This is a genomic window from Streptomyces xanthophaeus (assembly GCF_000725805.1).
GTDB lineage: Bacteria > Actinomycetota > Actinomycetes > Streptomycetales > Streptomycetaceae > Streptomyces > Streptomyces xanthophaeus.
The window spans coordinates 251,305-275,406 of the sequence record NZ_KL647133.1 but is presented as its reverse complement, the minus strand read 5'-3'; the positions used below and the strand labels follow the sequence as shown (position 1 = coordinate 275,406).

Annotated in this window: 22 protein-coding genes, 1 pseudogene and 1 riboswitch; of the genes and pseudogenes, 15 read left to right on the top strand and 8 right to left on the bottom strand. The window is 73.4% G+C overall.

Features of this window, described 5'->3' with window-relative positions; genetic code table 11:
- Positions 1 to 6 precede the first annotated feature (6 nt).
- The 5 genes and pseudogenes from IO30_RS0133785 (at position 7) to IO30_RS0133770 (ending at position 5,013) form a co-directional block, all read left to right on the top strand.
- The gene (locus tag IO30_RS0133785) at positions 7 to 2,799 is read left to right on the top strand and encodes an ABC transporter permease subunit (protein WP_031149481.1); all 2,793 of its coding nucleotides are present in this window, start codon (positions 7 to 9) and stop codon (positions 2,797 to 2,799) included.
- Positions 2,796 to 3,329: pseudogene (locus IO30_RS0133780) on the top strand (ATP-binding cassette domain-containing protein); the annotation flags it as partial. The gene IO30_RS0133785 and the pseudogene IO30_RS0133780, both read left to right, overlap by 4 nt.
- 18 nt (positions 3,330 to 3,347) lie before the next feature.
- Positions 3,348 to 3,566: an ABC transporter ATP-binding protein C-terminal domain-containing protein gene (locus tag IO30_RS48235; protein WP_411572688.1), complete on the top strand. Its 219-nt coding sequence runs from the start codon at positions 3,348 to 3,350 to the stop codon at positions 3,564 to 3,566.
- A gap of 161 nt (positions 3,567 to 3,727) precedes the next feature.
- Complete coding sequence (locus IO30_RS0133775) at positions 3,728 to 4,576, top strand: aldo/keto reductase (protein WP_031149477.1); 849 nt, start codon at positions 3,728 to 3,730, stop codon at positions 4,574 to 4,576.
- An 11-nt stretch (positions 4,577 to 4,587) separates the two neighbouring features.
- Positions 4,588 to 5,013 carry an RICIN domain-containing protein gene (locus IO30_RS0133770; RefSeq protein ID WP_031149476.1) on the top strand — a complete coding sequence of 142 codons (426 nt, stop codon included), beginning with the start codon at positions 4,588 to 4,590 and terminating at the stop codon, positions 5,011 to 5,013.
- Positions 5,014 to 5,074: 61 nt separating this feature from the next.
- On the opposite strand, the gene IO30_RS0133765 is transcribed toward IO30_RS0133770, so the two are convergent.
- Together IO30_RS0133765 and IO30_RS0133760 are read right to left on the bottom strand one after the other, a co-directional pair.
- Entirely contained in the window at positions 5,075 to 5,809 is a 735-nt protein-coding gene (locus IO30_RS0133765; RefSeq protein ID WP_031149474.1) for a class I SAM-dependent methyltransferase, read from the bottom strand.
- Positions 5,810 to 5,843: 34 nt separating this feature from the next.
- Positions 5,844 to 6,149 (bottom strand): 4a-hydroxytetrahydrobiopterin dehydratase, encoded by a 306-nt coding sequence (locus IO30_RS0133760; RefSeq protein ID WP_031149472.1) that lies wholly within the window; start codon positions 6,147 to 6,149, stop codon positions 5,844 to 5,846.
- A gap of 173 nt (positions 6,150 to 6,322) precedes the next feature.
- Here IO30_RS0133760 and IO30_RS0133755 point away from each other — a divergent pair, with 173 nt between their 5' ends.
- Together IO30_RS0133755 and IO30_RS0133750 are read left to right on the top strand one after the other, a co-directional pair.
- A complete protein-coding gene (locus IO30_RS0133755; RefSeq protein WP_031149470.1) occupies positions 6,323 to 8,131 on the top strand; it encodes a hydroxysqualene dehydroxylase in 1,809 nt (602 codons plus the stop codon).
- A 69-nt stretch (positions 8,132 to 8,200) separates the two neighbouring features.
- Positions 8,201 to 9,004: a helix-turn-helix domain-containing protein gene (locus IO30_RS0133750; RefSeq protein ID WP_031149468.1), complete on the top strand. Its 804-nt coding sequence runs from the start codon at positions 8,201 to 8,203 to the stop codon at positions 9,002 to 9,004.
- Here the strand turns inward: IO30_RS0133750 and IO30_RS0133745 are convergent.
- Positions 8,990 to 9,415: a hypothetical protein gene (locus IO30_RS0133745; RefSeq protein WP_031149466.1), complete on the bottom strand. Its 426-nt coding sequence runs from the start codon at positions 9,413 to 9,415 to the stop codon at positions 8,990 to 8,992. The genes IO30_RS0133750 and IO30_RS0133745 overlap by 15 nt on opposite strands.
- 306 nt (positions 9,416 to 9,721) lie before the next feature.
- Here IO30_RS0133745 and IO30_RS0133740 point away from each other — a divergent pair, with 306 nt between their 5' ends.
- From IO30_RS0133740 to IO30_RS0133715, 6 genes are all read left to right on the top strand, one after another.
- Entirely contained in the window at positions 9,722 to 10,315 is a 594-nt protein-coding gene (locus IO30_RS0133740; protein WP_031149464.1) for a hypothetical protein, read from the top strand.
- A gap of 51 nt (positions 10,316 to 10,366) precedes the next feature.
- On the top strand, positions 10,367 to 10,867 hold the full coding sequence (locus tag IO30_RS0133735; protein ID WP_031149463.1) for a YfbM family protein: 501 nt from the start codon (positions 10,367 to 10,369) through the stop codon (positions 10,865 to 10,867).
- A gap of 225 nt (positions 10,868 to 11,092) precedes the next feature.
- The gene (locus IO30_RS0133730) at positions 11,093 to 12,118 is read left to right on the top strand and encodes a hypothetical protein (protein WP_031149461.1); all 1,026 of its coding nucleotides are present in this window, start codon (positions 11,093 to 11,095) and stop codon (positions 12,116 to 12,118) included.
- A gap of 14 nt (positions 12,119 to 12,132) precedes the next feature.
- Complete coding sequence (locus IO30_RS45000; RefSeq protein WP_051902764.1) at positions 12,133 to 12,696, top strand: hypothetical protein; 564 nt, start codon at positions 12,133 to 12,135, stop codon at positions 12,694 to 12,696.
- Between the two features lie 71 nt (positions 12,697 to 12,767).
- Positions 12,768 to 14,243 (top strand): NAD(P)/FAD-dependent oxidoreductase, encoded by a 1,476-nt coding sequence (locus IO30_RS0133720; protein ID WP_107066952.1) that lies wholly within the window; start codon positions 12,768 to 12,770, stop codon positions 14,241 to 14,243.
- Entirely contained in the window at positions 14,240 to 15,424 is a 1,185-nt protein-coding gene (locus IO30_RS0133715) for an MAB_1171c family putative transporter (RefSeq protein ID WP_051902763.1), read from the top strand. The genes IO30_RS0133720 and IO30_RS0133715 overlap by 4 nt, the downstream gene beginning before the upstream one ends.
- A gap of 11 nt (positions 15,425 to 15,435) precedes the next feature.
- Here the strand turns inward: IO30_RS0133715 and IO30_RS0133710 are convergent, their stop codons facing one another.
- Together IO30_RS0133710 and IO30_RS0133705 are read right to left on the bottom strand one after the other, a co-directional pair.
- Positions 15,436 to 16,968, bottom strand: coding sequence for a peptide MFS transporter (locus IO30_RS0133710; RefSeq protein WP_202205082.1), 1,533 nt, complete (start codon positions 16,966 to 16,968; stop codon positions 15,436 to 15,438).
- Positions 16,969 to 17,092: 124 nt separating this feature from the next.
- Positions 17,093 to 17,938, bottom strand: coding sequence for a bifunctional 5,10-methylenetetrahydrofolate dehydrogenase/5,10-methenyltetrahydrofolate cyclohydrolase (locus tag IO30_RS0133705; RefSeq protein WP_031149452.1), 846 nt, complete (start codon positions 17,936 to 17,938; stop codon positions 17,093 to 17,095).
- 51 nt (positions 17,939 to 17,989) lie between these two features.
- Positions 17,990 to 18,084: riboswitch (ZMP/ZTP riboswitch) on the bottom strand.
- 57 nt (positions 18,085 to 18,141) lie between these two features.
- Between IO30_RS0133705 and IO30_RS0133700 the strand changes: the two genes are divergently transcribed.
- On the top strand, positions 18,142 to 18,903 hold the full coding sequence (locus tag IO30_RS0133700) for a methyltransferase domain-containing protein (RefSeq protein ID WP_031149451.1): 762 nt from the start codon (positions 18,142 to 18,144) through the stop codon (positions 18,901 to 18,903).
- A 215-nt stretch (positions 18,904 to 19,118) separates the two neighbouring features.
- A complete protein-coding gene (locus IO30_RS0133695) occupies positions 19,119 to 20,693 on the top strand; it encodes an RNA polymerase sigma factor (RefSeq protein WP_031149450.1) in 1,575 nt (524 codons plus the stop codon).
- A 4-nt stretch (positions 20,694 to 20,697) separates the two neighbouring features.
- On the opposite strand, the gene IO30_RS0133690 is transcribed toward IO30_RS0133695, so the two are convergent.
- From IO30_RS0133690 to IO30_RS0133680, 3 genes are all read right to left on the bottom strand, one after another.
- Complete coding sequence (locus tag IO30_RS0133690; RefSeq protein ID WP_031149449.1) at positions 20,698 to 22,509, bottom strand: vWA domain-containing protein; 1,812 nt, start codon at positions 22,507 to 22,509, stop codon at positions 20,698 to 20,700.
- Entirely contained in the window at positions 22,506 to 23,567 is a 1,062-nt protein-coding gene (locus tag IO30_RS0133685; RefSeq protein ID WP_031149448.1) for an ATP-binding protein, read from the bottom strand. The genes IO30_RS0133690 and IO30_RS0133685 overlap by 4 nt, the downstream gene beginning before the upstream one ends.
- A 106-nt stretch (positions 23,568 to 23,673) precedes the next feature.
- Positions 23,674 to 24,021, bottom strand: coding sequence for a hypothetical protein (locus IO30_RS0133680; protein ID WP_031149447.1), 348 nt, complete (start codon positions 24,019 to 24,021; stop codon positions 23,674 to 23,676).
- Positions 24,022 to 24,102: the final 81 nt, after the last annotated feature.

Sequence of the window (24,102 nt, the reverse complement as noted above, 5' to 3'; positions counted from 1 at the left end):
CGCGGCATGGGCGATCTGCTCGTCTTCGTACTGAGCGGTCTGGTCTCCGGCGCCCTGTACGCACTGCTGGCCACCGGGCTGGTGCTGTCGTACTCGGCGTCCGGGCTGTTCAACTTCGCGCACGGGGCCACCGCCTACCTGTGCGCCCTCACCTTCTACGAGCTGCACTCGGGGCTCGGCTGGCCCGCGGTGCCCGCGGCGCTGCTGGTGGTGTTCGTCCTGGCCCCCGCCCTGGGCTGGGGGCTGGACCGGCTGATGTTCCGGCGGCTCGCGCGGGTCGGCGAGACCGCGCAGATCGTCGCGACCATCGGGCTGCTGGTGGCCCTGCCGGCCGCCGGGCTGTGGGTGGTCGAGCTGCTGGCCGACGCGGGCGCACCGGTCAAGCCCGCCGAGAACCAGTTCGGGCTGCCGGGGGTGGGGCCCAGCCCCGCGAAGTCCTGGCAGCTCACGGAGGGCGTCGGCATCGACTCCGACCAGCTGATCACCTGGGTGGTGACGGCGCTGGTCGCGGTGGCGCTGTGGGTGCTGATGCGGCACACCCGGCTGGGCCTGCGGCTGCGCGCCGCCGTCGACAACCGGTCATTGACCGAGCTGCGCGGGATCAGCGCCGACCGGCTGTCGTCGGTGGCCTGGATGATCGCGTCGGGGCTGGCCGGGCTGGCGGGGGTGCTGGCGACGCCGCTGCTGGGGCTGTCGGCGCACGACTTCACCCTGTTCCTGTTCGTCTCCGCGACGGCGGCGGTCATCGGGCGGTTCGCGTCCGTACCGCTCGCCTTCGCGGGCGGGCTGGGGCTGGGCGTCCTGCAGAACCTGGTGGCCGGATACGCCTCCTTCGCCGAGCGGATCACCGGCTTCCGCACGGCGGTGCCGTTCCTGATCCTCTTCGCCGGCCTGCTCCTGCTCACCCGGCGGGCCCGGACCGCCGGGGTCGCGGCCACCGACGCCCCGCCGGTGGACCACCTGGCCGGGGCGTCCTGGGGGCGGCGCTGGGGGGTGTGGGCAGCAGGTGCGGGGCTGCTCTGCGTGGCCTTCTACACCGTGACGACCCCGTTCTGGAGCGGACTGCTGGCCCAAGGACTGGCCATCGCCCTGGTGTTCATGTCCTTCACCCTGGTGACCGGGCTCGGGGCGATGGTCTCGCTGGCCCAGGCCACCTTCGTGACCGGCGCCGCGCTGGTCGCCGGGCTGCTGATGAGCCGCGGCTGGCCCTTCGTCGCGGCACTGGCGGCCGGGACCCTCGTCGCGGCCGCACTGGGAGCGCTCGTCGCCCTGCCGGCGCTGCGCCTGGGCGGGCGGTCACTTGCGCTGGCCACGCTGGCCCTGGCCTTCCTCGCCGACCAGGTGCTGTTCCAGCTGAGGTGGCTGCGCAACGGGGACGCGGGCTGGCCGGTGCCGCGCCCGGTGATCGGGCCGGTGGACCTGTCCGACGACCGGGCGATGGGGGTGGCCCTGGTGGTCCTGGCCGCGCTGGCCGCCGCCGGGCTGAGCGCGCTGCGCAACTCCCCGTCGGGGCGCGCGATGCTGGCCGTACGGTCGGCTCCCGCGGCGGCGATGGCCTCGGGGGTCTCCGTCCTGCGGACCAAGCTGCTGCTCTTCACGCTGTCGGCCGGACTGGCCGGGTTCGGGGGCGTCCTGTACGCCTCGTACAACACCCGCATCACGGCCACCGATTTCACGGCGATGACCGGGCTGGTGTGGCTGGCGGTCGTGGTGGCCGCGGGGGTCCGCAGGCCGCAGTACGCGGTGGTGGCCGGGCTGGTGTTCGCCGTGGCGCCGCGGCTGCTCGCGGACTACGTGACGGAGTCGGCCCATCTGCCGGTGATCCTGTTCGGCCTGGCGGGACTGGCCCTGGCCAACGACCCGGACGGGTACTGCGCGGCGGTCTCGGTGCGGCGGGCCCGCAGACGGGCCGCAGCCGCGGCTCCTGCCCCGGTGGCGGTCAAGGCTCCTGCTGGGGCTCCCGCCCCGCCTCCCGCTGCGGTTCCCGCCCCGCCTCCCGCTGCGGTTCCGGCCCCGGTGCCCGCGCCCCGTACTCCGCCCGCCGGTGGCGGGGCCGTGGCCGCGGACCGGCCCGCGCCGGTCGGTGGCATGGCCGTGGCCGCGGACCGGCCCGCCCTGGAGCTGCGCGGCGTCACCGCCGGGTACGACGGGGGCCTGGTGCTGCACGGGGTCGACCTCACCGTGCGCAGGGGGGAGATCCTCGCCGTGCTCGGGCCCAACGGGGCCGGGAAGAGCACCGCGTGCCGGGTGGCCGCCGGACTGCTGCCCGTGTCGGGCGGCTCCGTGCACGTGGGCGGGCGCGACGCCACGGCCGACGGGGCCGTGCGCCGGTCGCGGGCCGGGGTGCTGCTCGCACCCGAGGGCCGCGGGATCTTCCCCGCGCTCACCATCGAGGAGAACCTGGCCCTGTACCTCGGCGGGGCCGAGGCCCGGGCCGCCGTCTACGACCGCTTCCCCCGCCTCGCGGAGCGGCGCGGGATCCCCGCGGGTGCGCTGTCCGGCGGGGAGCAGCAGATGCTGGCCCTGGCCCCGCTGCTCCAGCGGCCGCCGGAGGTGCTGATCGCCGACGAGCCCTCGCTCGGGCTCGCCCCGCGCGTCGTGGACGAGGTGTACGCGCTGCTCACCGAGCTCCGCGGGGCCGGGACCGCGCTGCTGCTCGTGGAGGAGAAGGCGGCGGAGATCCTCGGGATCGCCGACACCGTCGCCTACCTCTCCCAGGGCCGGGTCTCCTGGTGCGGCCCGCGGGCCGAGGTGGAGGCGGACCGGCTGACCGAGGCCTATCTGGGGATGGCGACATGAGCGGATACGTACTTCAGGCCCGTGGCGTCAGCGTGCGGTTCGGCGGCGTCCGCGCGCTCACGGGGGTGGACCTCGGCATCCGGGCGGGCGAGGTGTGCGGGCTGATCGGGCCCAACGGGGCCGGGAAGACCACCCTGTTCGACGTCCTGTCCGGGATCCGGCGGCCCGACGAGGGGCGGATGCTGCTGGACGGCACGGACATCACCCGGCGCTCCCCCGTCTGGCGGGCCCGGCACGGCATGCGCCGGACCTTCCAGCGCCAGCAGTTGTTCGGCCAGCTCAGCGTGGCCGACAACGTGCTGGTGGCGCAGGAGTGGCGGGGCGGCGGGGGCGGTCTCGCCGCCGACCTCGTCGCCTTCCCGGCCCGCCGGGCCCGGGAACGGGCCCGGCGGGAGCGGGGCGAGCGGGTGCTGGCGGGCTGCGGGATCGGCGCGCTCGGGGCGGAGTACGCCGGCGGGCTGCCGGTCGGGCAGGCCCGGATGGTGGAGCTGGCCCGGGCGGTGGCCGATCCGCCGCGGGTGCTGCTGCTGGACGAGCCGGCCTCCGGCATGTCCGCTCCCGAGCGCGAACGGCTCTCCGCGGTGGTCCGGCGGCTGGCTGCGGAGGAGGGCTGCGCGGTGCTGCTCGTGGAACACAACGTGGCCTTCGTGATGGACCTGTGCACCCGGGTGGTCGTCCTGGACCTCGGAGCGGTGCTCGCCGAGGGCACGGCGGCCGAGGTCCGGGCGGACCCGCTGGTGCGGGAGGCGTACCTCGGGGCCGCGTGAGGCGCCCGTACGGGGTGCCGGACCGGGCCCCGTACGGAGTACCCGGCCAGGCCCCGTACGCGGTGCCGGGCCGGGCCCGGGCGGCGGGAATACGTCGCACGGGGGGCCGGTTGTCGACCCTCGTACGCCGCCTCACCACCGACGCGAGGGAAGCACCAGACGTGAACCAGGTCCCCACCATCCAGCTCAACAACGGCACCGCGATGCCCCAGCTCGGCTACGGCGTGTGGCAGGTCCCCGACGCCGAGGCGGAGCGTGCCGTCGCGACCGCGCTGGAGGCCGGCTACCGCAGCATCGACACCGCGTCCGTCTACGGCAACGAGAGCGGCACCGGCAAGGGCATCGCCGCCTCCGGGCTGCCCCGGGAGGAGCTGTTCGTCACCACCAAGCTGTGGAACGGCCCGAAGCAGACCTGGGACCGGGACGCGGTGCTGCGCGCGTTCGACGACTCGCTGGACAAGCTGGGCCTCGACCAGGTCGACCTGTACCTGATCCACTGGCCGCGCCCGATGCGCGAGGACTTCCTCACCATCTGGCAGTCCTTCGAGGAGATCGCCGCGAGCGGCCGGGCGAAGGCCGTCGGCGTGTCCAACTTCCGCCCCGCGGACCTGGACCGGCTGGCCGGGGTGAGCGCGCTGGTCCCGGCCGTGAACCAGATCGAGCTGCACCCGCTGTTCCCGCAGGCCGAGCTGCGCGCCCTGCACGCCGAGCGCGGCATCGCCACCGAGGCCTGGTCCCCGCTGGGCCAGGGCAAGGAGCTGCTGACGCTGCCGGCCGTCACCGCGATCGCCGCCAAGCACGGCCGCAGCGCCGCGCAGGTGGTGCTGCGCTGGCACCTGCAGCTGGGGAACGTCGCGATCCCGAAGTCCGTGACCCCGGAGCGGATCCGGGAGAACCTGGACGTCTTCGGCTTCGAGCTGGACGCCGCCGACATCGCCGCACTGGACGCCCTGGGCGCGGGCTCGGCGGGCCGCCGGATCGGTCCGGACCCGGCCGTCTTCGACGTGTGAGCGGCGCCCGCGTGAACCTTTCCGAAGGGCTCTACAAGATCCGGAACGTGGAGAGCGGGCTGGTGCTCCAGCTGGAGGGCGCCTCCCGGGTGCGGGTCGGCCCCGACGGGCCGCCCGCCCCGGAGGCGGCCCGCCGGTGGCGGATCTCGCCGGTGCACAGCGGCGGCGGGATCTTCCACGTGGTGAGCGAGGACAACGAGCGGCGGCTCGACGTGGCGAACGCCTCGACGGAGAGCGGTGCCCGCGTCCAGGTGTGGCGGGCGAACGCCTTCGGTGCGCAGGAGTGGATCGTCGAGGAGCACCTCGACGACCCCGGGGTGGTGTCGCTGATCGCGTGCATCAGCGGCCTGCCGCTGGAGGCCGACGGGCAGGGCCGCACCCGGCAGGGCGAGGACACCGACTCCCCCGCCCAGTGGTGGCGCCTGGAACCCCAGTGACCCCTGGCGCGCCGGGCGCCCCGGGCGCCCGGCGCATCCCCCGCGCCCCGCGCCCGGGCCCTCAGGCCCGGGTGTAGCGGCGCAGGGTGTACGTCGGCTCCGCCCGGGGCTCGTCCGGATCGGGCAGCGCGCCCAGCCGGGCCGCCAGCTCCTGCGTGGTGGTCCCGCGCGGGCCGATCCGGGAGGCGTACCGGCCCGCCAGCAGGTCGGCGGCCGCCGCGCGCGGGGTGCGGCCCTGGCCGTGGCCGGTGAACCGGGCCTCGCCCGTGGGCCGCAGGCCCGCGCGGGCCGCGCAGTGCGCGACCTGCTCCGAGGAGTCGGCCGGGGCCGTCGTCAGGTGCGGTGCGAGGAGGACGTCGATGTCGCTGCCGACGTCGTGTGCGGCGTCCTTGTCCACGGTGGTGACCAGGACCCCGCCCGGGCGCAGCACCCGGCCGGCCTCGGCGACCAGCGCGGCGACGGCGCCCGGCTCCCGCAGCAGGTGCAGCAGCCAGACCGCGCTCACCGCGTCCAGGGAGCCCGTGCGGACCGGCAGCCGGGTCCCGGAGGCGAGGACCACCGGGACACCGCGGCGGGAGGCGGTCGCGGCCATCCCGTACGAGGCGTCAGCGCCCAGGACGCGCAGGCCGGGGCGGGTCAGCCGGATGGTGACGATGCCGGTGCCGCAGCCCAGGTCCAGGAGGGTCCGGGTGTGCGCCGGGAGCAGGCCGAGGACCGCCGCGGCGGCGGCCTCGGCGCGCGGGGTGCCGCCGCGGGTGGCGTCGTAGGCCCCCGCCTCCTTGTCGTAGTCGAGCAGGGTCTTCGGTGCGGGGTGGCTCAGCGGCACCGGATCAGCTCGCGCCGTGGGCCGGGGCGATGGCCTCGACCCGTTCGGCGAGCGCGAAGTCGGTCTCGGTCACGACGCCGCCCGCGTCGTGGGAGTTCACCGACAGGCGGACGGTGTCGTAGCCGAGGGTCAGGTCGGAGTGGTGGTTCAACTCCTGCTGGACGGAGGCGATGTGGGCGACCAGGGCGCTCGCGGCGAAGTGCGTTCCCAGCCGGTAGGTACGGAAGATCCGGTCGTCCTCGAAGGCCCAGCCCGGGAGTTCCCGCAGGCGGTCCTCGATCTCCTTCTGCGACAGCGGCTCACTCGGCATGCACCGGCTCCTTTTTCCCGTGACGTGGAGTCAAGGTTCGCACAGCGGGCGCCGGTGTGACCCTTTCGCGCCATAGTGCGCCCGGGTACTTCCGTGCCTTCCGTGCCGGGCGCGGCGCCCCTATGCTCCTGCGCCGGACAGCACTGTTACCAGCGGTAACGAAGGGGCACCGGATGGCGGGCACGGGAAGTTCCAGACGTACGTTCATGGCGGGAGCGGCGGCCGGCGCCGGAGCACTGACGGCTGCCGGGGCGACGACGGCCGCAGCGGCCACGGCAGCTCCTGCGGGCGCGGCGGCCACGGCCGCATCGCCCCGGGCCGCCGGCCGCCGGGTGGCCGTACTCGGCGGCGGGGTGGCCGGCCTGACGGCCGCTCACGAACTGGCGGAGCGCGGCTACGCCGTCACCGTGTACGAGCGCCGGGCGCTCGGCGGCAAGGCCCGCAGCATGGACGTGCCCGGCAGCGCCCGCGGCGGACGCCGGCCGCTGCCCGCCGAGCACGGCTTCCGCTTCATCCCCGGGATCTACCACAACCTGCCCGACACCATGCGGCGCATCCCCTTCCCCGGGAACCCGAACGGCGTGTGGGACAACCTCGTCGCCCCGCGCGAGATGATGTTCGCCCGGGCCGGCGGCCGCGAGGACCTGCGCGCACCCATCCCCTGGCCCGGCCACTCCGCGGCCGACCTGACGCCCGACGAGCTGCGGCGCGCCCTCGGCGGCATCCTCCAGACCCTGGTCCGCCTCCCCCTGCACGAGACGGCGTACTTCCTCGACCGGGTGCTCGTCTTCCTGACCAGCTGCGACGAGCGGCGCGACGAGGTGTGGGAGCACACGCCCTGGTGGGAGTTCGTGCGCGCCGCGCAGATGTCCGCCGAGTACCAGCGCATCCTCGCCGTCGGCATCACCCGCAACATCGTGGCCACCAAAGCCGAGGAGGCCTCCACCCGTACGGTCGGCACCCTCGGCGAGGCCTTCGTCTTCAACGCGCTCGGGCGCGGCGCGGACGGGCCGCCCGACCGGATCCTGAACCTGCCGACCAACGAGGCCTGGATCGACCCCTGGGAGGCCCATCTGCGCTCCCTCGGGGTGGAGTTCAGGATCGGCTGGACGGTGCGCGAGGTGCAGTACGGCGGCGGCCGGGTGAGCGGGGTCGTGGCCTCGGACCCGGCCGGTACGCGGCAGACCGTCACCGCCGACCACTACGTGTCGGCGCTGCCCGTCGAGCACGCACGCCGCACCTGGAGCGCGGCCCTGCGGGCCGCCGATCCGATGCTGGGGCGCTGCGACAAGCTGGAGACCGACTGGATGACCGGCATCCAGTTCTATCTGACCGAGCGGGCCCCGCTCGTGCACGGACACCTCAACTGCATCGATTCCGCCTGGTCGCTGACGGCGATCCAGCAGGCCGAGCACTGGCCGTCCCGGGACTTCCCCGCCCACTACGGGGACGGCGCGGCGGTGGACTGTCTGTCGGTGGACATCTCGGAGTGGGACAAGCCGGGCATCCTCTACGGCAAGACGGCCAAGCAGTGCACCCGCGACGAGGTGGCGCGGGAGGTGTGGGCGCAGCTGAAGGCCTCCCTCAACGACACCGGGCGGACCCTGCTCAGCGATTCCGCGCTGCACTCGTGGTTCCTGGACCCGGGGGTGGACGGGCTCGGCACCCCTCACCCCACCAACGAGGACGAGCTGCTGATCCACCCGACCGGCACCCTCCACAACCGGCCGAGCGCGGGCACCCGCGTCCCGAACTTCTTCCTCAGCGGGGACTACGTGGCCGTCGACATCGACCTGGCCACGATGGAGGGGGCCAACGCCTCGGCACGCGCGGCCGTCAACGCCCTGCTGGACCGGGACGACTCCCAGGCCGCGCGGTGCACCGTGACGCCGCGCTACCGGGCGCCGGGCATGGAAGCCGCCCTGCGGCACGACCGGTGGCGCTACCGGCTGGGCCTGCGGAACGTGTTCGACGTGGGATGAGCCGCGTGGGATGAGCCGCGTGGATGAGCCGCGCCCGGCTGGGCGCGGACAGCGGCTACCGTCGTGGGCATGACGACGGCGAAGGTGGGCGCGCTGCTGCGCGACTGGCGGGAGCGGCGCGGGATCAGCCAGCTGGAGCTGGCGGGACGCGCCGACTCCTCCTCCCGGCACATCAGCTTCGTGGAGAACGGGCGGTCCCGGCCGAGCGAGGAGATGGTGCTGCGGCTCGCGGACCACCTGGAGGTGCCGGTCCGGGACCGCAACGCCCTGCTGCTGGCGGCCGGTTACGCCCCGCGCTATCCGCACACCCCGCTCGACGACCCGGCGATGGGCGTGCTGCGCGAGGGCCTGGAGCGGCTGCTGACCGGCTACGAACCGTATCCGGCACTGGTGGTGGACGGCACCTACACGGTGGTGGCGGCGAACCGGGGCATCACGATGCTGCTGGACGGGGTGCCCGGGCACCTGCTGGAGCCGCCGCTGAACGCCATGCGGCTCACCCTGCACCCCGAGGGCCTCGCCCCGCGGATCCACAACCTGAGGGAGTGGCGCGGGCACCTGCTGGCGCAGATGGAGCGGCAGATCGCCCTGTCCCGTTCGGCGCCGCTGCGCGCCCTGTACGAGGAGGTGGCGGCGTACCCCGTGCCGGACCGGCCCGGGACGGACGGGCCTGCGGACGCCGAACCCGAGGAGGCGGTCCCGTACATCGCCCTGCCGCTGCGGATCGAGCACGACGGCCAGCTGCTGTCCTTCGTCTCGTCCATCTCCACCTTCAACACGCCGATGGACGTGACCGTCGCCGAGCTGGCCATCGAGACGATGCTCCCGGCCGACCCGGCGACGGCGAAGTACCTGCGCTCACTGGGCTTCTGAGCCGCGCGAGCGCAGGGCCAGCTGCTGGAGGACGGCGAACGCGGCGACGGTGAGGGCCTGCGCCGCGATCCACACCGCCCCGGCGGTGGTGGGCGAGAACCACGCGAAGAGGGAGACCAGGCTGAGCACGGCCCAGGCGTAGTTGGCCTCGACCACGCAGGTCACCGGGAAGGCCGGGGGCTGCCGGCGCGAGGCCAGCAGGCCCACGGCGGCCCCGTAGAGCGTGAGGAGGACGCCGAACACGAGGACGGTCGTACGGCCGACGCCGAACAGCTCGCCGAGCGGGCCCGCGAAGGCCACGTAGGCGAGGGCGTTGGCGGTGGTGACGATCGCGTCGAGGGCGAGGAACCGGCGCAGCGCGATCTGCGGGGCGGTGGTACGGGCAAGGGTCGCGAACACGGTCACGGACATGGCGGGTGAGCCTCCGTCGAGGTCGATTGCGCTGGTGGGAGCAGGCCCCGGAGCCGAGTGCGCGACCCCGGAACCCGCTTCCACCACTGTGCCGCGCAGGTCCGGAGCGGTCGATTACCTGAGAGGTAACGCGCGCCGACCGGCGGTCTCCCGGGAGGGCGGGGGATCCGCCCTCCCGGGGCCCGCAGGCCTGCGCCGTGCGCCCCTGTGCGCCGCCGGGCGCCCTCTTGCGCGATGCGCGTGCGGCCAGCACGGTTTTCCTTGATGCTGCTCGGCGCTGCGGCGCACGAGGGGGAGGGCGGTGCCATGGGGTCGGCTACGGCATGGGCGCGTGCGACGTTCGGCGATGTGGCCCACCAATTGGTGGACATCATCCCGGCTTGCCTGCGACGGGCCCACGAGAGGGCGCGCAACGGTCACGAGGGCGTCCACACACAGACGTTGGAGGCGTACGGGCACGGGCTGTACGCGGCTCAGTACGAGGAACTGGCGGCCGGACTGGGTTCCGTGGGCGATGCCACGGCGGTGCGCCTGCAAGGACGCACCGTGGTGGTGCTCGCGGACCGCGTGATCTACCCGATCCGGTACGCGAAGAAGAACGTCCCGGTGACCGCCGCCCGGCTGCGCCGTGCCACGGGCTTCCGCGCGGAACTGATCCGCCGGCACGGCCCGGAGCCCATGCAGCAGGCGCTCGACCTGGGCCTGGACGAACTGGAGGACCCGGAGGTCCATCCCGACCTCGGGATCCTTCCCGAGGACGTCCGGCTGGTCCTGGTCGCCTACGCCTGCGCCATGGACCGCGGCGTGATGCACATCGAGTGGGGCTCCGCCGAACTGCGCCGGGAGGACCGGTACCTGCTCTGGCACCACCACGAACCGCTGCCGGCCACTGCCCCGTAGCGCCCCCCGGCGACTCGGGTCGCTGTCAGTGGCGGCGCCTACCCTCCGGCCATGAGCGTGATCGGTGAGTACTTCCGCGTGTCGCCCGCCGAGCTGGAACGTGCCGTCCGGGAACCGGACCGGATGCGCGAGTGGATCCAGGAGATGCAGGACTCCGAGCTGGATGCCGGGGCTTCGCCCGCCGGGGCGCGGCACTTCTCCACCTACAAGACGTGGGACCTGTTGCGCTTCCTCCTGCGGCGGGCGAGCTTCCCCGTGGACGTGGTCCACGGGGAGGAGCCGCTCGGAGCGGCGGGCGACTGGGGGTACGGTCCGCCGCTCCACCTGACCGCGGACCGCGTCGGGCTCGCGGCCGGGGCGCTGGGCCGCCTGACGTACGACCAGCTCCTGAAGGGGGTCGACGCCGCGGAGCTGCTCGCGGCGGACGTCTACCCCCTGGGCTGGGAGGACGAGGCCTCCCTGGAGTGGGGCAGGGACTACTACTGCGGACTCACGGAGTACCTCACCGCGGCGGCAGCCGAAGGGCAGGCCGTGATCGTGCGGCTGGACTGACGGAGCGACCGCCCCGCCGGAGCAACTCTCTCCCCGGCGACCGCGCCACCGGCCGTGAGCCGCATGGCAGGGGTCGGTGGTCGGTTGTCCAGCGGCATACCAACCTTTCTTGAGCCCCACGGCAGGAAATGTTGAGGGCGGCCTGGTTCCGCGGGAGTCGGGAGGTTACGCTTCGTGCAGCCCAGCCCCACTCGAACGCCTTGTCGACATACGGAGAATCCGCAGGTGCGAGCCGCCGCCCGACCCGACCTCGCCGCGGCCTGGCGTCGGATCGAGGAACTGTCCGGGCAGCGCGGCCAGGATCCGGCCGCGGTGCTGTCCGTGGAGCGGCTCAGCCACCTCTCCGGGGTCGAACCCGCGCGCGTGTCCGGGGTGGTGGCGGGCACCGTCGGCGAACTGCCGCTGGACCAGCGCGTGCACCTGCGGTTCCTGCGGCTGCGGGCCACCCGCCGCGACAAGCACGGCCGGGAGTGGCCGCTCGCCGCCATAGCCGACGACTTCGACGCACCCGGCGCCTCCCTCGGCCCCCTCAACGCGGGCACCGGACTGCCGCGGCTGGGCCACGCGGCGGGCGTCCAGCGGTTCTTCGGGGTCTACGCGGGTTTCCTCCTCGCCGACAGCAAGAGCGCGGTGGAACGGGCCCTCGCCCTCGCGGCGGCCACCGCGCCGGAGCGGTGCGACGACCTCGAACACCTCTCCCACCTCACGGGCATGACCCCGCAGGCCATCCGGCTGACCCTCGACGGCAGGCCGCCCCGGCTGCCGCTGAAGGAGCAGGTGCACCAGCGGTTCGAGCACCTGCGCCGGACCCGTCCGCGGGAGGACGGCCAGCCCCATTCGCTGGCCGCCATCGCCAAGTCCTTCGACGCCTCCGGCCAGTCCCTGACCCGTCTCGCCCAGCGCGAGGGACTGCCGAACCTGGCGGCGGCCGCCGGGATCCAGCGCTTCTACGGGGTCGACGGCGGCTTCCTGATGGCCGAGGACGCCGAGGCGATCGCCACCGCACTGTCCGGGATCGAACGCGAACTGGAGTCGACCGAGCGGGAGGCGCAGAACCCGATGCTGGCGGTGATGCGGGCGCACGACGTACGGAGCATCGTCACCAGGGCCGGACGGCTGTCCCCGCAGGGCTGGAAATCGCTGGCCGACCACCTGGACGACCTCCTCGCGCGCGAGGGGCAGCTCGGAATACCGGGCACGAAGGGCGGACCGGCGGCCGATGGCCGCACCGCCGAGGGGAAAGCGCCATGAGGACCACACGGGCCATGCGAAAGCTGGGTTCCGACCTGCTGAAGGACATCCGCCTGGAGCCGCCGGGCGAGGTCGCGGAGGTCATCGGGGGGCTGTGCGCCGCCTACGCCCGCCACCGCGGCAGTGACCGGCAAGTCGACTTCCACTTCGCCTCCTTCCCGCCCGACACGGCGAGCGGCCTGTGGCTGGAGCTCGACGACATCGACCTGATCGTCGTCGAGGCGCACACCCGTCCCGAGCACCAGCTCGTCATCGCCTGCCACGAGCTGTGGCACCTGGACGAGGGGACCAGCGACAGTCTCGGGCCGGGCATGGCGGTCGCCGCCCGGCTGACGGGACGCCACGGCTGCCTCGCCGAACTGCTCGACCCGGGCAACGGGCTGGACGCCGTGGTCCGGCAGGCCGCCGCCCGGGCCGACCAGGGGGACCCGGCGGAGATCCGGGCCGAGATGTTCGGGCTGCACCTCGGCAAGCTCCTGCGGCCCTACCTGCCCGCACCCCGGGAAGAACAGTTCCCCGAGGCGATCGAGCGCATCAAGACCTCGCTCGGCTGGGGAAGCCCCGTGTCACGCCGGTGACCTGCGCCACGCCAGCCGCCGCACCCTCGCGCCGATGCCCTCAGCACGGCCCTGACAGAGAGCACGACACGATGAACCAGTCTTCCCCGCCCCGCCACGCCGTCGTCATCGGCGGCAGTCTGGCCGGCCTCCTCGCGGCGGCCGTCCTCGCCGAGCACGCGACGGTCACTGTCATCGACGCGGACCCGCTGCCCGAGGGCCCGGCGCCGCGCCGCGGGCTGCCGCAGGCCCGGCACACCCACCTCCTGTGGTCCGGCGGCGCCCGCGCCATCGAGCAGATCCTGCCCGGCATCACCCAGGACTGGACGGACGCGGGAGCCATCCGCCGCAGCCTGCCCACCGACCTGGTCACCAAGACCGCGCAGGGCTGGATCCCGCGCTGCGGGGAGAAGCAGTTCAACATCTCCTGCAGCCGCGACCTCCTCGACTCCGTCGTCCGCGCCCGGGTGACCGCCCTCAAGGGGGTCACCACGCTCCAGCAGAGCCGCGTACGGGGCCTCGAAGGCACCGCGGCCAAGGTCACCGGCGTCCGCGTCGACACCCCGCAGGAGAAGGACCTGCTGGTCAGCGCCGACCTCGTGATCGACGCCAGCGGACGCGGCTCGCGCGCCCGGACCTGGCTCCAGACCCTGGGCGTGAGCGGCATCCGCCAGGCCGAGGTCGACTCCGGCCTCGTCTACGCGACCCGGATCTTCGAAGCCCCGCCCGGGGCGCACGAGATGGGCTTCCCCATCATCAACGTGCAGTCCGACCCGCGGGTGCCCGTACCCGGACAGACCGCGACGATCGTGCCCATCGAGAACGGCCAGTGGCAGGCCACCCTCTCCGGCACCCGGGGCGGCCAGCCGACCGGCGACCCCGACCGGTTCATCCCGTTCGCCAAGGGCATCCGGGACCCGATCGTCGGCGAACTCCTCGAAGGCAGGAAGCCCCTGACGGACGTCGCCGTCACCCAGGGCACGGCCAACCGGCGCGTCTACTTCGAGAAGGCCGAACTGCCCGACGGCTTCTTCGCCGTCGGCGACTCGGTCGCCACCTTCAACCCCCTGTACGGGCAGGGCATGACGGTCGCCGCCCAGGGCCTGCTGGCCGTACGCACCCTGCTGCGGGCCAAGGGCCTCGCCCACCCCGGCTTCTGCCGCGAGGCGCAGCGCGCGATCGCCCCGCAGGTGAGCACCGCGTGGGAGCTGGCCACCTCGCAGGACATCCTGTACCCGGGGGCCACCGGGATGAAGCCGCGGGCCGGGACCGGCCTGCTCAACGGGTACGTCAACCGGCTGATGACGGGGGCCACCACCGACGAGGTGCTGACCGCCGCCCTGTTCAACGTCCTCACCATGAGCAGCACCCCCACCCACTGGCTGCGCCCCTCGGTGGTCTGGCACGTCCTGCGCGCCTCGGAGCGGGGCGCCCTCCAGGCGCCGCCGCTCTCCGTCGCCGAGCGGGCCGTCGCCGGACTGGGCCCGGCCTCCGGCCCGGTCTCCGGCCCGGTCTCCGGCCCGGTGGACCCGGTCGGCCCCGCGGACGCCGTCGGACAGGCCCGGTGAACGGCGGGCTCCTGCTGTACCTGCCGGGATTCCTGATGGTCCTGGCCCTGCTGATCAAGGCGCCCATGCTGCGCCGCGACTGGGACCAGCCGCTGAACCGGGCCGCGTGCGCGCTGCTCGTCGTGGGCGCTCCGATCAATTTCCTGGCGGCGCCGCCGACGATCTCCGCCGTCAACCGTTTCACCGGCGTGGTCAACTTCTCCGCGCCGCTGGTGTTCTGCCTGGCCACCGTGTTCTCCGGGACGTGCGTGGTCCTGGTCCTGCAATGGCGCGGCGGCCCGGCCGGGGCCGTGCGGCGGGCCACGCGGCTGACGGCCGCCGTGTTCGGTGCGGCGACCGTGGCGATCGTCGTCCTGTTCCTGATCGGCGACGCACCGGTGGAGCGGCTCCGGGACCTGGACACGTACTACGCCACCACGCCGTGGATCCGCGAGATGATCGTCTGCTTCCTGGTGGCCCACACCGTGGGCACCTCGGCGCTGACCCACCTGTGCGCGAAGTGGCTGCTGCGCGCGGACCGTTCGCTGCGGCCGCTGCGGACCGGGCTGGCCCTGATCGTCGTCGGCGGGGTGCTGGACCTGGGCTACCTCGCCGCCAAGTGGGCCTCGGTGGCGGCCCGCTGGGCAGGCCGCGACTGGGTGTACCTGTCCACGGACGTGGCACCGCCCATGGCGGCCGCCGCGGGCATGATGGTCGGCGCGGGCTTCATCGTGCCCCTGGTCGGCGGCTCGACGGCCTGGCTGGACTACAGCCGGTACCGGCGGCTGACCCCGCTGTCGAAGGCGCTGCGCGGCTTCACCGCCTCCAACGCCCGCTCCGTGCCGCTGGCCTGGTGGTCGCCGGTCGGGATCCGGCTGATCCACCGGGAGTCCCTCATCGACGACGGGATCCTGGCGCTCGCCCCCTGGTTCGACCCGGACGTGCGGGCGGCCGCGTACGAGGCCGCGCGCGGGCAGGGCATGGACGGGGAACGGGCCGCCGTGGTGGCGGACGCGGCCATGCTCGCCGCGGCCTGCCAGAGCCGGACGGCAGGCGCCGCGCCGCGTCCCGGCGGCGGAGCGGGGAAGACGGACCCGTACCGCCTGGACAGCAGGCCGCTGACCGGGCTCGCCCGGGAGTTCCGCGGCTCCCCCATCGTCGACGCGGCGCGCAGGGGCGTACGGGCGCCGGCGGTGGCCTGAGACCCGAGGGCTCAGGCGGCCACCGGTGCGGGGACGGGGGCGGCCGTGGCGCTCTCCCCGGTCAGGACCCTGAGGCGTTTGGCGAAGAAGACCATGACGGCGCCCGCGGCGATCACCGTGGCGCCCTGCCAGAGGAAGTTCAGGCTCTGGCCGATCACCGCGTCGAGGCGGGGCAGCTGCGCGCCGATCGCATCTCCGGTGGCGGCCGCGAGGAACCAGACGCCCATCATTTGATTTGCGAAGGCCCGCGGCGCCAGCTTGGTGGTGACCGACAGGCCCACCGGGCTCAGGCACATCTCTCCCATGACCTGGATCACGTACACCCCGACCAGCCACATCAGGGAGACCTTGACGCCCTTGGAGGCGATGGCCGCGGCACCCGACATGACCACGAAGGAGGCGCCGGTCAGCAGCAGGGCCAGACCGAATTTGAGCGGGGTGCTCATACGGCGGCCCCGGCGCACCCAGAAGGCGGCGAAGAGCGGGGCGAGCAGGATCACGAACAGCGAGGGCAGGGACTGGGTCCAGCTGGCCGGGACGTGCAGGCCCAGCAGGCTCAGGTCGGTCTTCTGGGCGGCGAACAGGTTCAGCTCGTTGCCCATCTGGTCGTAGACCAGCCAGAAGAGCGTGGCGGCCAGGAAGAGCCACACGTAGGCCCGCAGCCTGGTCTTCTCCACGGGAGTGACCTTGGGGCTGCGGTACATGGAGAACAGCACCCCGGCCGGGACGACCACGGCGACGACGGTGAGCACGAAGGTGATGGTGTCGATGCTCAGCGCGTGCCCGGCGGCCAGCAGGGTGATCAGGACGGCCGTGAGGACCAGCCCGTACGCGGACGAGCGGCGCAGCCGGGACCGCTCGGCGGGGGTGAGGCGGACCACGGGCTCCTCGCGCAGCTGGGCGGAGAGCCGGCGCCCGCCGAGGACGTACTGGAGCAGGCCGAGGGCCATGCCGACGGCCGCGGCGCCGAAGCCGAGGTGCCAGTCGACCTCCTCGCCGAGGAAGCCGACGACGAGCGGGGCGATGACGGCGCCGAGGTTGATGCCCATGTAGAAGATCGAGTAGCCGGCGTCGCGGCGCTGGTCGTCCTCGGGGGCGTAGAGGCGGCCGACGAGGGCGGAGATGTTCGGCTTGAGGAGTCCGGTGCCGATGACGATGAGGACCAGTCCGGGCCAGATCAGGGCGGGCTGCGGGAAGGCCATCAGGGCGTGACCGGCCATGATCACCAGGCCGCCCCACAGGACGGCCCTGCGGGCCCCGAGGAAGCGGTCGGCGATCCAGCCGCCCGGCAGGGCCAGCAGCGAGATCATGGCCATGTAGACGCCTTCGACGGCCTCGGCGGTGCCCACGTGCAGGCCCATGCCGCCGTGGCCGCGGGAGGCGGCGAGGAAGTGCACGAGGATCGCGACCATGCCGTAGAGGCTGAACCGCTCCCACAGCTCGGCGAGGACGAGGGTGGCGAGCCCGCGCGGGTGCCGGGCGGGCCTGGTGGGCCGGGCGGGCCCGCGGGGCGCTTGCGTCTGCATGTCCACGGTTGCGTTCACAGGTCCAGTGCAGCGCCGCAGCCCGCCCCCGGGATCCTTCCTTCGGCCGGTTACCGGCGGAAACGGAACGCCCCGGACCGAAGGGCCCGGGGCGTTCGCCGTGCGGAAGGCGGTGCGGGAGGGGTCAGAGGTCCGCGAGGTCCAGGCCCGCCTGCGCGGCCGCGGCCTGCACGGTCTGCTCCAGCAGGACGGCGATGGTCATCGGGCCGACCCCGCCCGGTACGGGGGTGATCAGCGAGGCGCGGGCGGCGGCCGACTCGAAGTGGACGTCGCCGACGTTGCCCTCGTTGTAGCCGGCGTCCAGGACCACGGCGCCCGGCTTGATGTCCTCGCCGCGGATGAACTCGGCCTTGCCGACCGCGGCGACCAGCACGTCGGCCTGGCGCACGATCGAGGGCAGGTCCTGGGTGCGGGAGTGGCAGTAGGTGACGGTGGCGTTCTGTTCGAGCAGCAGCATCCCGGCGGGCTTGCCCAGGATCGCGCTGCGGCCCACGACCACGGCGTGCTTGCCGGTCAGGTCCACGTCGTAGGCGGCGAGCAGGCGCATGATGCCGCCGGGGGTGCAGGAGACGAAGCCCGGCAGCCCGAAGCCCATGGCGGCGAAGGAGTGCATCGTGACCCCGTCGACGTCCTTGCCCGGGGCGATCGCCTCGAAGGCGGCGCGCTCGTCGATGTGGTGCGGGACGGGGTGCTGGAGCAGGATGCCGCTGATCTCCGGGTCCTCGGAGAGCGCGGTGAGGGTCGCCACCAGTTCCTCGGTGGTGGTGGAGGCCGGCAGCTCCACGTGGCGGGAGGTGATCCCGGCCTTGGCGCAACGGTTCTGCTTCATCCGTACGTAGGTCACGGAGGCGGGGTCCTCGCCGACCAGGACGGTCGCGAGACAGGGCGCGGTGCCGGTGCGCTCGGTGATCTTCGCCGCGAGGGCGGCGGTCTCCTCCGAGATGCGGCGGGCGAGGGCGGTGCCGTCCATCAGCTGGGCAGTGGCAGTCGTCACGGGGTCTCCTGAACGTCGCTGCGGATCGCGGATCGCCCAGGCGCGCGGCAGTCGGCGTACGCCACGTACGCCGGGCCGCTCCCCGGTGGTGATCCACCCGAACGCCAGTCACGGCCCGCGGGCCACTCTAGTCGACATATCCGGTGGATGACGGGCGCCCGACCTGGGACGATCTAGACATGACGCGCACTTTCGACCACCTTGTCGCCGAAGCCGACGCGGTCTCCGTGGACGGCTGGGACTTCTCCTGGCTCGACGGCCGGGCGACCGAGCAGCGGCCCTCCTGGGGCTACCAGGGCCTGCTGCGGGAGCGGCTGGCCACGGTCCGCTCCGTGCTCGACATCCAGACCGGAGGCGGCGAGGTGCTCGCCGGGGCCGGTCCGCTGCCCCCGCTGACGGTGGCCACCGAGTCCTGGCCACCCAACGTCCAGAAGGCCACCGCGCTGCTCCACCCGCTCGGTGCGGCCGTGGTCGTCGACAGCGACGAGCCGCCGCTGCCCTTCGGCGACGGGGCCTTCGAGCTGGTCACCAGCCGGCACCCGGTGGCCGTCTGGTGGGACGAGGTCGCGCGGGTCCTGGCGCCGGGCGGCGCCTACCTCTCCCAGCAGGTCGGACCGGCGAGCGTCTTCGAGCTCGTCGAGTACTTCCTCGGCCCTCAGCCCGAGGAGGTCCGGCGCGGCCGGCACCCCGACGACGCGGTGGCCGAGGCCGCGCGGGCCGGGCTCGAAGTGGTCGATCTGCGCTCCGAGCGACTGCGGACGGAGTTCCATGACATCGGAGCCGTGATCTACTTTCTACGGAAGGTGATCTGGATGGTGCCCGGCTTCACGGTCGGGCAGTACCGGGACCGGTTGCGCGAGCTGCACGAACAGATCGAAAGCGACGGTCCGTTCGTCGCGCACACCGCCCGTTTCCTCGTCGAGGCCCGCAAAACGGGCTGACGGCGAGGCCGGACGGATCCGCGCCGGATCGGTTGCGCGGACACAGCGTGGCGCAGGTCACTCAATTCAGCGCGTAACGAATCGACTCGGGCGTGCGATGAACCGACAGGTGTCCTCGCGCGGCCACGGAATACAGACCCCCCTCGGGTCTGTTTCCCGAGTTCGCGCGATGATGTCCCGCCCGACCTTTATCTGTTCGCAACGAGAGGCTCCTTGTGTCGCTCAGCCCGTCCCGTACGTTCCCTCCGGAGATCGCCGAATCGGAGGCCCTCGTCGCGCTCGTCGAGCGCGGCCGCGAGCAGGGTCACATCAACGGTGACGACGTGCGCCAGGCCTTCGAGGCCGGCCGCATCCCGGTGGACCAGTGGAAGCGGGTCCTGCGCAGCCTGAACCAGGTCCTGGACGAGGAGGGTGTCGCCCTTCACGTCAGCGCGGCCCCCGCCACCAAGGCTGCAGCCAAGAAGCCCCGCAAGGCCGCCGCCGCCCCCGCCCGCACCGTGGCCAAGAAGGCCGCTGCCGCGCCGCGCCCCATCGGCGCGCGCAAGACGGCCGCCCCCGTCGCCGCCGCGGCGGCGATATCGGCAGACCCCGCGGCCGCTCCCGAGGACTCGGCGGAGACCGCCGAGCCGAAGAAGCGCACGGTCAAGAAGACCGCCGTGAAGAAGACCGCCGTCAAGAAGACCGCTGCGGCGAAGAAGACCGGAGCCAAGGACGCGGACGAGGGCGAGACCCCCGCCGCCGCCGAGGGCGAGGACTGGGCCGCCGAGGACCTCGCCGACGAGGCCGAGGAGGAGGCCCCCAAGACGGGCGGCTCCCAGGGCTTCGTCCTGTCCGACGACGACGAGGACGACGCCCCGGCGCAGACGGTCATGGTCGCCGGTGCCACCGCCGACCCCGTCAAGGACTACCTCAAGCTCATCGGCAAGGTGCCGCTCCTCAACGCGGAGCAGGAGGTCGAGCTCGCCAAGCGCATCGAGGCGGGTCTCTTCTCCGAGTACAAGCTCGAAGAGGAGGAGGACCACAAGCCCGCCTTCAAGCGCGAGCTGGAGATCCTCGTCGAGGACGGCCGCCGCGCCAAGAACCACCTGCTGGAGGCCAACCTCCGTCTCGTGGTCTCCCTCGCCAAGCGCTACACCGGCCGCGGCATGCTCTTCCTGGACCTGATCCAGGAGGGCAACGTCGGCCTGATCCGCGCCGTGGAGAAGTTCGACTACACCAAGGGCTTCAAGTTCTCCACGTACGCGACGTGGTGGATCCGGCAGGCGATCACCCGCGCCATGGCCGACCAGTCGCGCACCATCCGCATCCCCGTGCACATGGTCGAGATCATCAACAAGCTCGCCCGCGTGCAGCGCCAGATGCTCCAGGACCTGGGCCGCGAGCCCACCCCGGAGGAGCTGGGCAAGGAACTCGACATGACCCCCGAGAAGGTCATCGAGGTCCAGAAGTACGGCCGCGAGCCGATCTCCCTGCACACCCCCCTGGGTGAGGAGGGCGACAGCGAGTTCGGTGACCTCATCGAGGACTCCGAAGCCGTCGTGCCGGCCGACGCGGTGTCCTTCACCTTCCTCCAGGAGCAGCTCCAGTCCATCCTGGGCACGCTCTCGGAGCGCGAGGCGGGCGTGGTCTCCATGCGCTACGGCCTCAACGACGGCCAGCCGAAGACCCTGGACGAGATCGGCCGCGTGTACGGGGTCACCCGTGAGCGCATCCGCCAGATCGAGTCCAAGACCATGTCGAAGCTGCGCCACCCGTCGCGTTCGCAGGTCCTGCGCGACTACCTCGACTAGGCCCTCAGGCCAGTCGGAAGACGGGCCCCTTGGGTGTGAACGGCAGGGAGGCACCCTGCGGAACCAGATAGGCGTGCTCGCGCCGGATCCGCAGGGTGTCGCACCACCCGTCCGTGATCACCAGGACCGGGGCCCCGGGCGGGAAGTCCTCGGCCCGCTGGAGCAGGTCGATGCCCGGCTGCAGCACGGTCCCGCCCCGCCCCCGCACCTTCACCCGGCCCGCGATCTCGGTCGGGGGCAGATAGCCCGCGTCGTACGGCGCGGCGTCGCAGAACACCACGCGGGCCGCCGGTACGTCGCGGGCCTGCGCGTACGAAGCGATGGCGCCCAGCGCCTTGCCGAGCAGGGCCGCGGGCATGGACCCCGAGGTGTCGAGCACCACCCCGAACGTGCAGCGGGCGGTCTCCTCGGGCGGGAAGTACCGGCCCGCGCGCGGGATGTCCGGGGTCGAGGCCTGGCGGCGGGCCGGGCGCGCGTAGGACCGTACGGCCACCGGACGCGGCACGTACTCGTCGAACCAGCGGGCGAGGCGGGCGTCCCAGGGCACCGGCGGGTGGGCCAGCGCCCGGATCTCCTGGACCAGCCCGGCGGGCAGCAGCCCGCGCTCCCCGTACGCGTGCAGGTCGAAGCCCTGCACCAGGGCGCGCCGGTAGAACTCGTCGAGGTCCGTGTACGGGCCGGCTGCCGGGTGCGGCAGCGCTTCGCCCAGGATGTCGCCGACGCCCTTGCCCCGCAGGGTCGACAGGCGGCGCATCCGGCGCAGGTCGGTGGTGATGCGGTCGTAGACCTCCTCGGTGGACAGGCCCTTCAGCGCCTGGTCGTGGAGCAGCCCCTCGGGCATCTCGCCGACGCCCATCTCCACGAGCCAGCCGTTGACCACGTAGTCGGCGGCCACGTTGTGCAGGTACGGGTCGCGGCCGCCGCAGCGTTCGCCGTGGCGCAGGGCGGCGTGCAGCATCTCGTGGGCGAGGACGAACCGCCACTGCTCGTCGGTGAATCTGCGCAGCGGGTTGACGTAGATCTCCCCCGCGCTCGCGCTGACCGCCGCGACGGCGATGCCCTGGGAGCGGGCCAGCTCGGCGTCGGCGACGATCCGCAGCCCTGCGGCGAGGCCGCCGAGCAGCGGGTACGAGGAGACGAACCAGTTCAGGGCGCGGTCCCAGGGGTGCTGGCGGACCCGCTCCCCCGTGGTCCGGTCGCGGCGTCCGCCGGCCACGTCCATGGAGGCGGAGACGCTGCGGGTGAGGGCGTGCGCGAAGGCGGTCTCCCAGTGGGGGACGGTCGTGTTCCAGGCGTTCCAGGCCACCAGGACCTGGTCGGGGTGGTCCCCGGCGGTGCCGCACTGCGCGTACGCCTCGGGGATGCCGTCGCGGCGCCAGCGGGCGGCCAGGGTCTCCTCGTCGCCGCCGGGGTAGTCGGCGGGCAGGTGGTCCGGGGCCCGTCCGGCCGGGAAGGTGAGCAGGAAGCGGTTGACGACGGCGCAGCGGGCGGCGCGCTCGAAGCGGTCGGGCTGGGTCCGGTCCGGGTCCTTGGCGGCGGGGACGTGGCCGAAGCCGAGGTGGAGGAAGGCGTGGGCGAGCGTCCAGGCCCATTCACGGGGGTCGGCTCGCCGGGTGGGGTGGACGTGGACGGTGCCGTTGGAGTCCACGGCGGCCAGTCCCCCGGCGGGGGTGCCCGGGCACTTGGCCTGGCGGCAGATCCCGGCGTCCACGGCGGCGAGGGCCGGGTTCCGCTTGACCAGGGCGAGACCTTCGGCGAAGGCCTCGGCGGCGGGGTCGGGCCGTCCGTCCTTGCGGGCGCGGGTGCGTGCGCTCACCGGCGGGCCTCGACCAGGCGGGGCATGTCGCGGGCGGCTTCGACGAGGAACCAGGCGGGCAGGACGGGCAGGCCGTCGGCGTCGTCGGCGATGACGGTCTGGGCGACCTCGACGGAGATCTCGGCGAGCTGCACGAGCAGGGACTTGGCCCGGTGGGCGGTCTGCCGGACGGCGGGCGAGACGTGTTCCTTCTGCGCGGGGAGTTCCTTGACCAGGCGGCCGCGGAAGGCCTCGGCGAGGTAGTAGAGAAGGTCGCGGTCGGCGAGGCGGGTGGGCCAGGAGGCGTCGCCCTTGAGGATCGCCTCGATGCCGAAGGTGTGCCGGACGATCTTCGCGTAGCCGCAGAAGGAGACGGCGTGGGCGGGGGTGAGCGTGCCGTGCGCGACGATCTTCAGGGTCTGCTCGTCCATGCCCGTCCCGAAGGAGTGCAGGGCGTCGGAGAGCATGTGCCAGGAGCGCGGGGTCGAGAAGGGCTCCTCGGTCTTCGGCGGCGGCGACCAGAGGTGGTCGGGGCGGTCGGTGAGGTAGTCGGTGACCCAGGGGTGGATTCCGTTCTCGCCGGCCCACACCAGCCAGTCGCCCGCGGACGCCTGGAGGTGCACGTGGGTGAGACGGTTGACGAGGGCCGAGGCGATGGGGCGGGCGAGGGCGTTGTCGGTGGCCCGGTTGCCCGCGCCGATCACGATGGAGCCCGCGGGGAGTTCGTAGGAGCCGATCCGGCGGTCGAGGATCAGCGAGTAGAAGGCCTTCTGGACGTCCGGGGTCGCGGCGTTGAGCTCGTCGAGGAAGAGGCAGTAGGGCTCGTCGCGGGCGATCGCCTCGGGCGGGCAGAACACGGACCGGCCGTCGCGGATCTGGGGTACGCCGATCAGGTCCTCGGGGGCGAGCTGCGTCCCAAGGAGGCTGACGCACTCCAGCCCGAGGGAGTCGGCGAACTTGCGCACCAGCGAGGACTTGCCGATGCCCGGCGCTCCCCAGAGGAACACGGGCCGCACGGTGGCGAGGCCGAGGAGCAGTTCGGGGATCTGGGCGGGGGTGACGGTGACGGCGGCCTGCACGGACTTCCTTCGCGGCGGGAGGGCGGAACGCGCCCAGTGTGGGCGCACCCGGCTCCCGGCCGCAGCCGATTTTTTTCCCGTGCGGGGGCCGTCCTCGGACTTCGGGTCAGTGGATGACGCTGAAGCTGCGCCAGGGGAGGCTGGCGGGGGCGGTCACGTTGGAGAAGGTGGTGGCGACGTAGATGCCGTCGTCGCGGTCGCTCTTGCGGCAGTCCGGCGTCCGGTACAGGACGACGTCGACGAGCGTGTTGTTCTCCACGTGGGTGGCGCCGTGCGGGACGGCGATGCGGTGGCAGCCCGCCACCGGGGTGTTGGAGTAGCTCACTTCGAGCGTGGAGTCGTGGCCCCGGAAGCTGAGCATGCCCACTGTGGTCCGGCCCGCCGAGCAGGCGGTGGCGGTCAGCAGCAGTGCTGCGACCCCGGTCATGACGCCGATGCGCCGGCTGTGGGTCATGGCACGGTCCTCGTCTGTGCGGTGGCGGCTGTCAATGGGCACAGCCTGCCCCGGCCCGGCGGGGACGGCATCCGGGGTGTG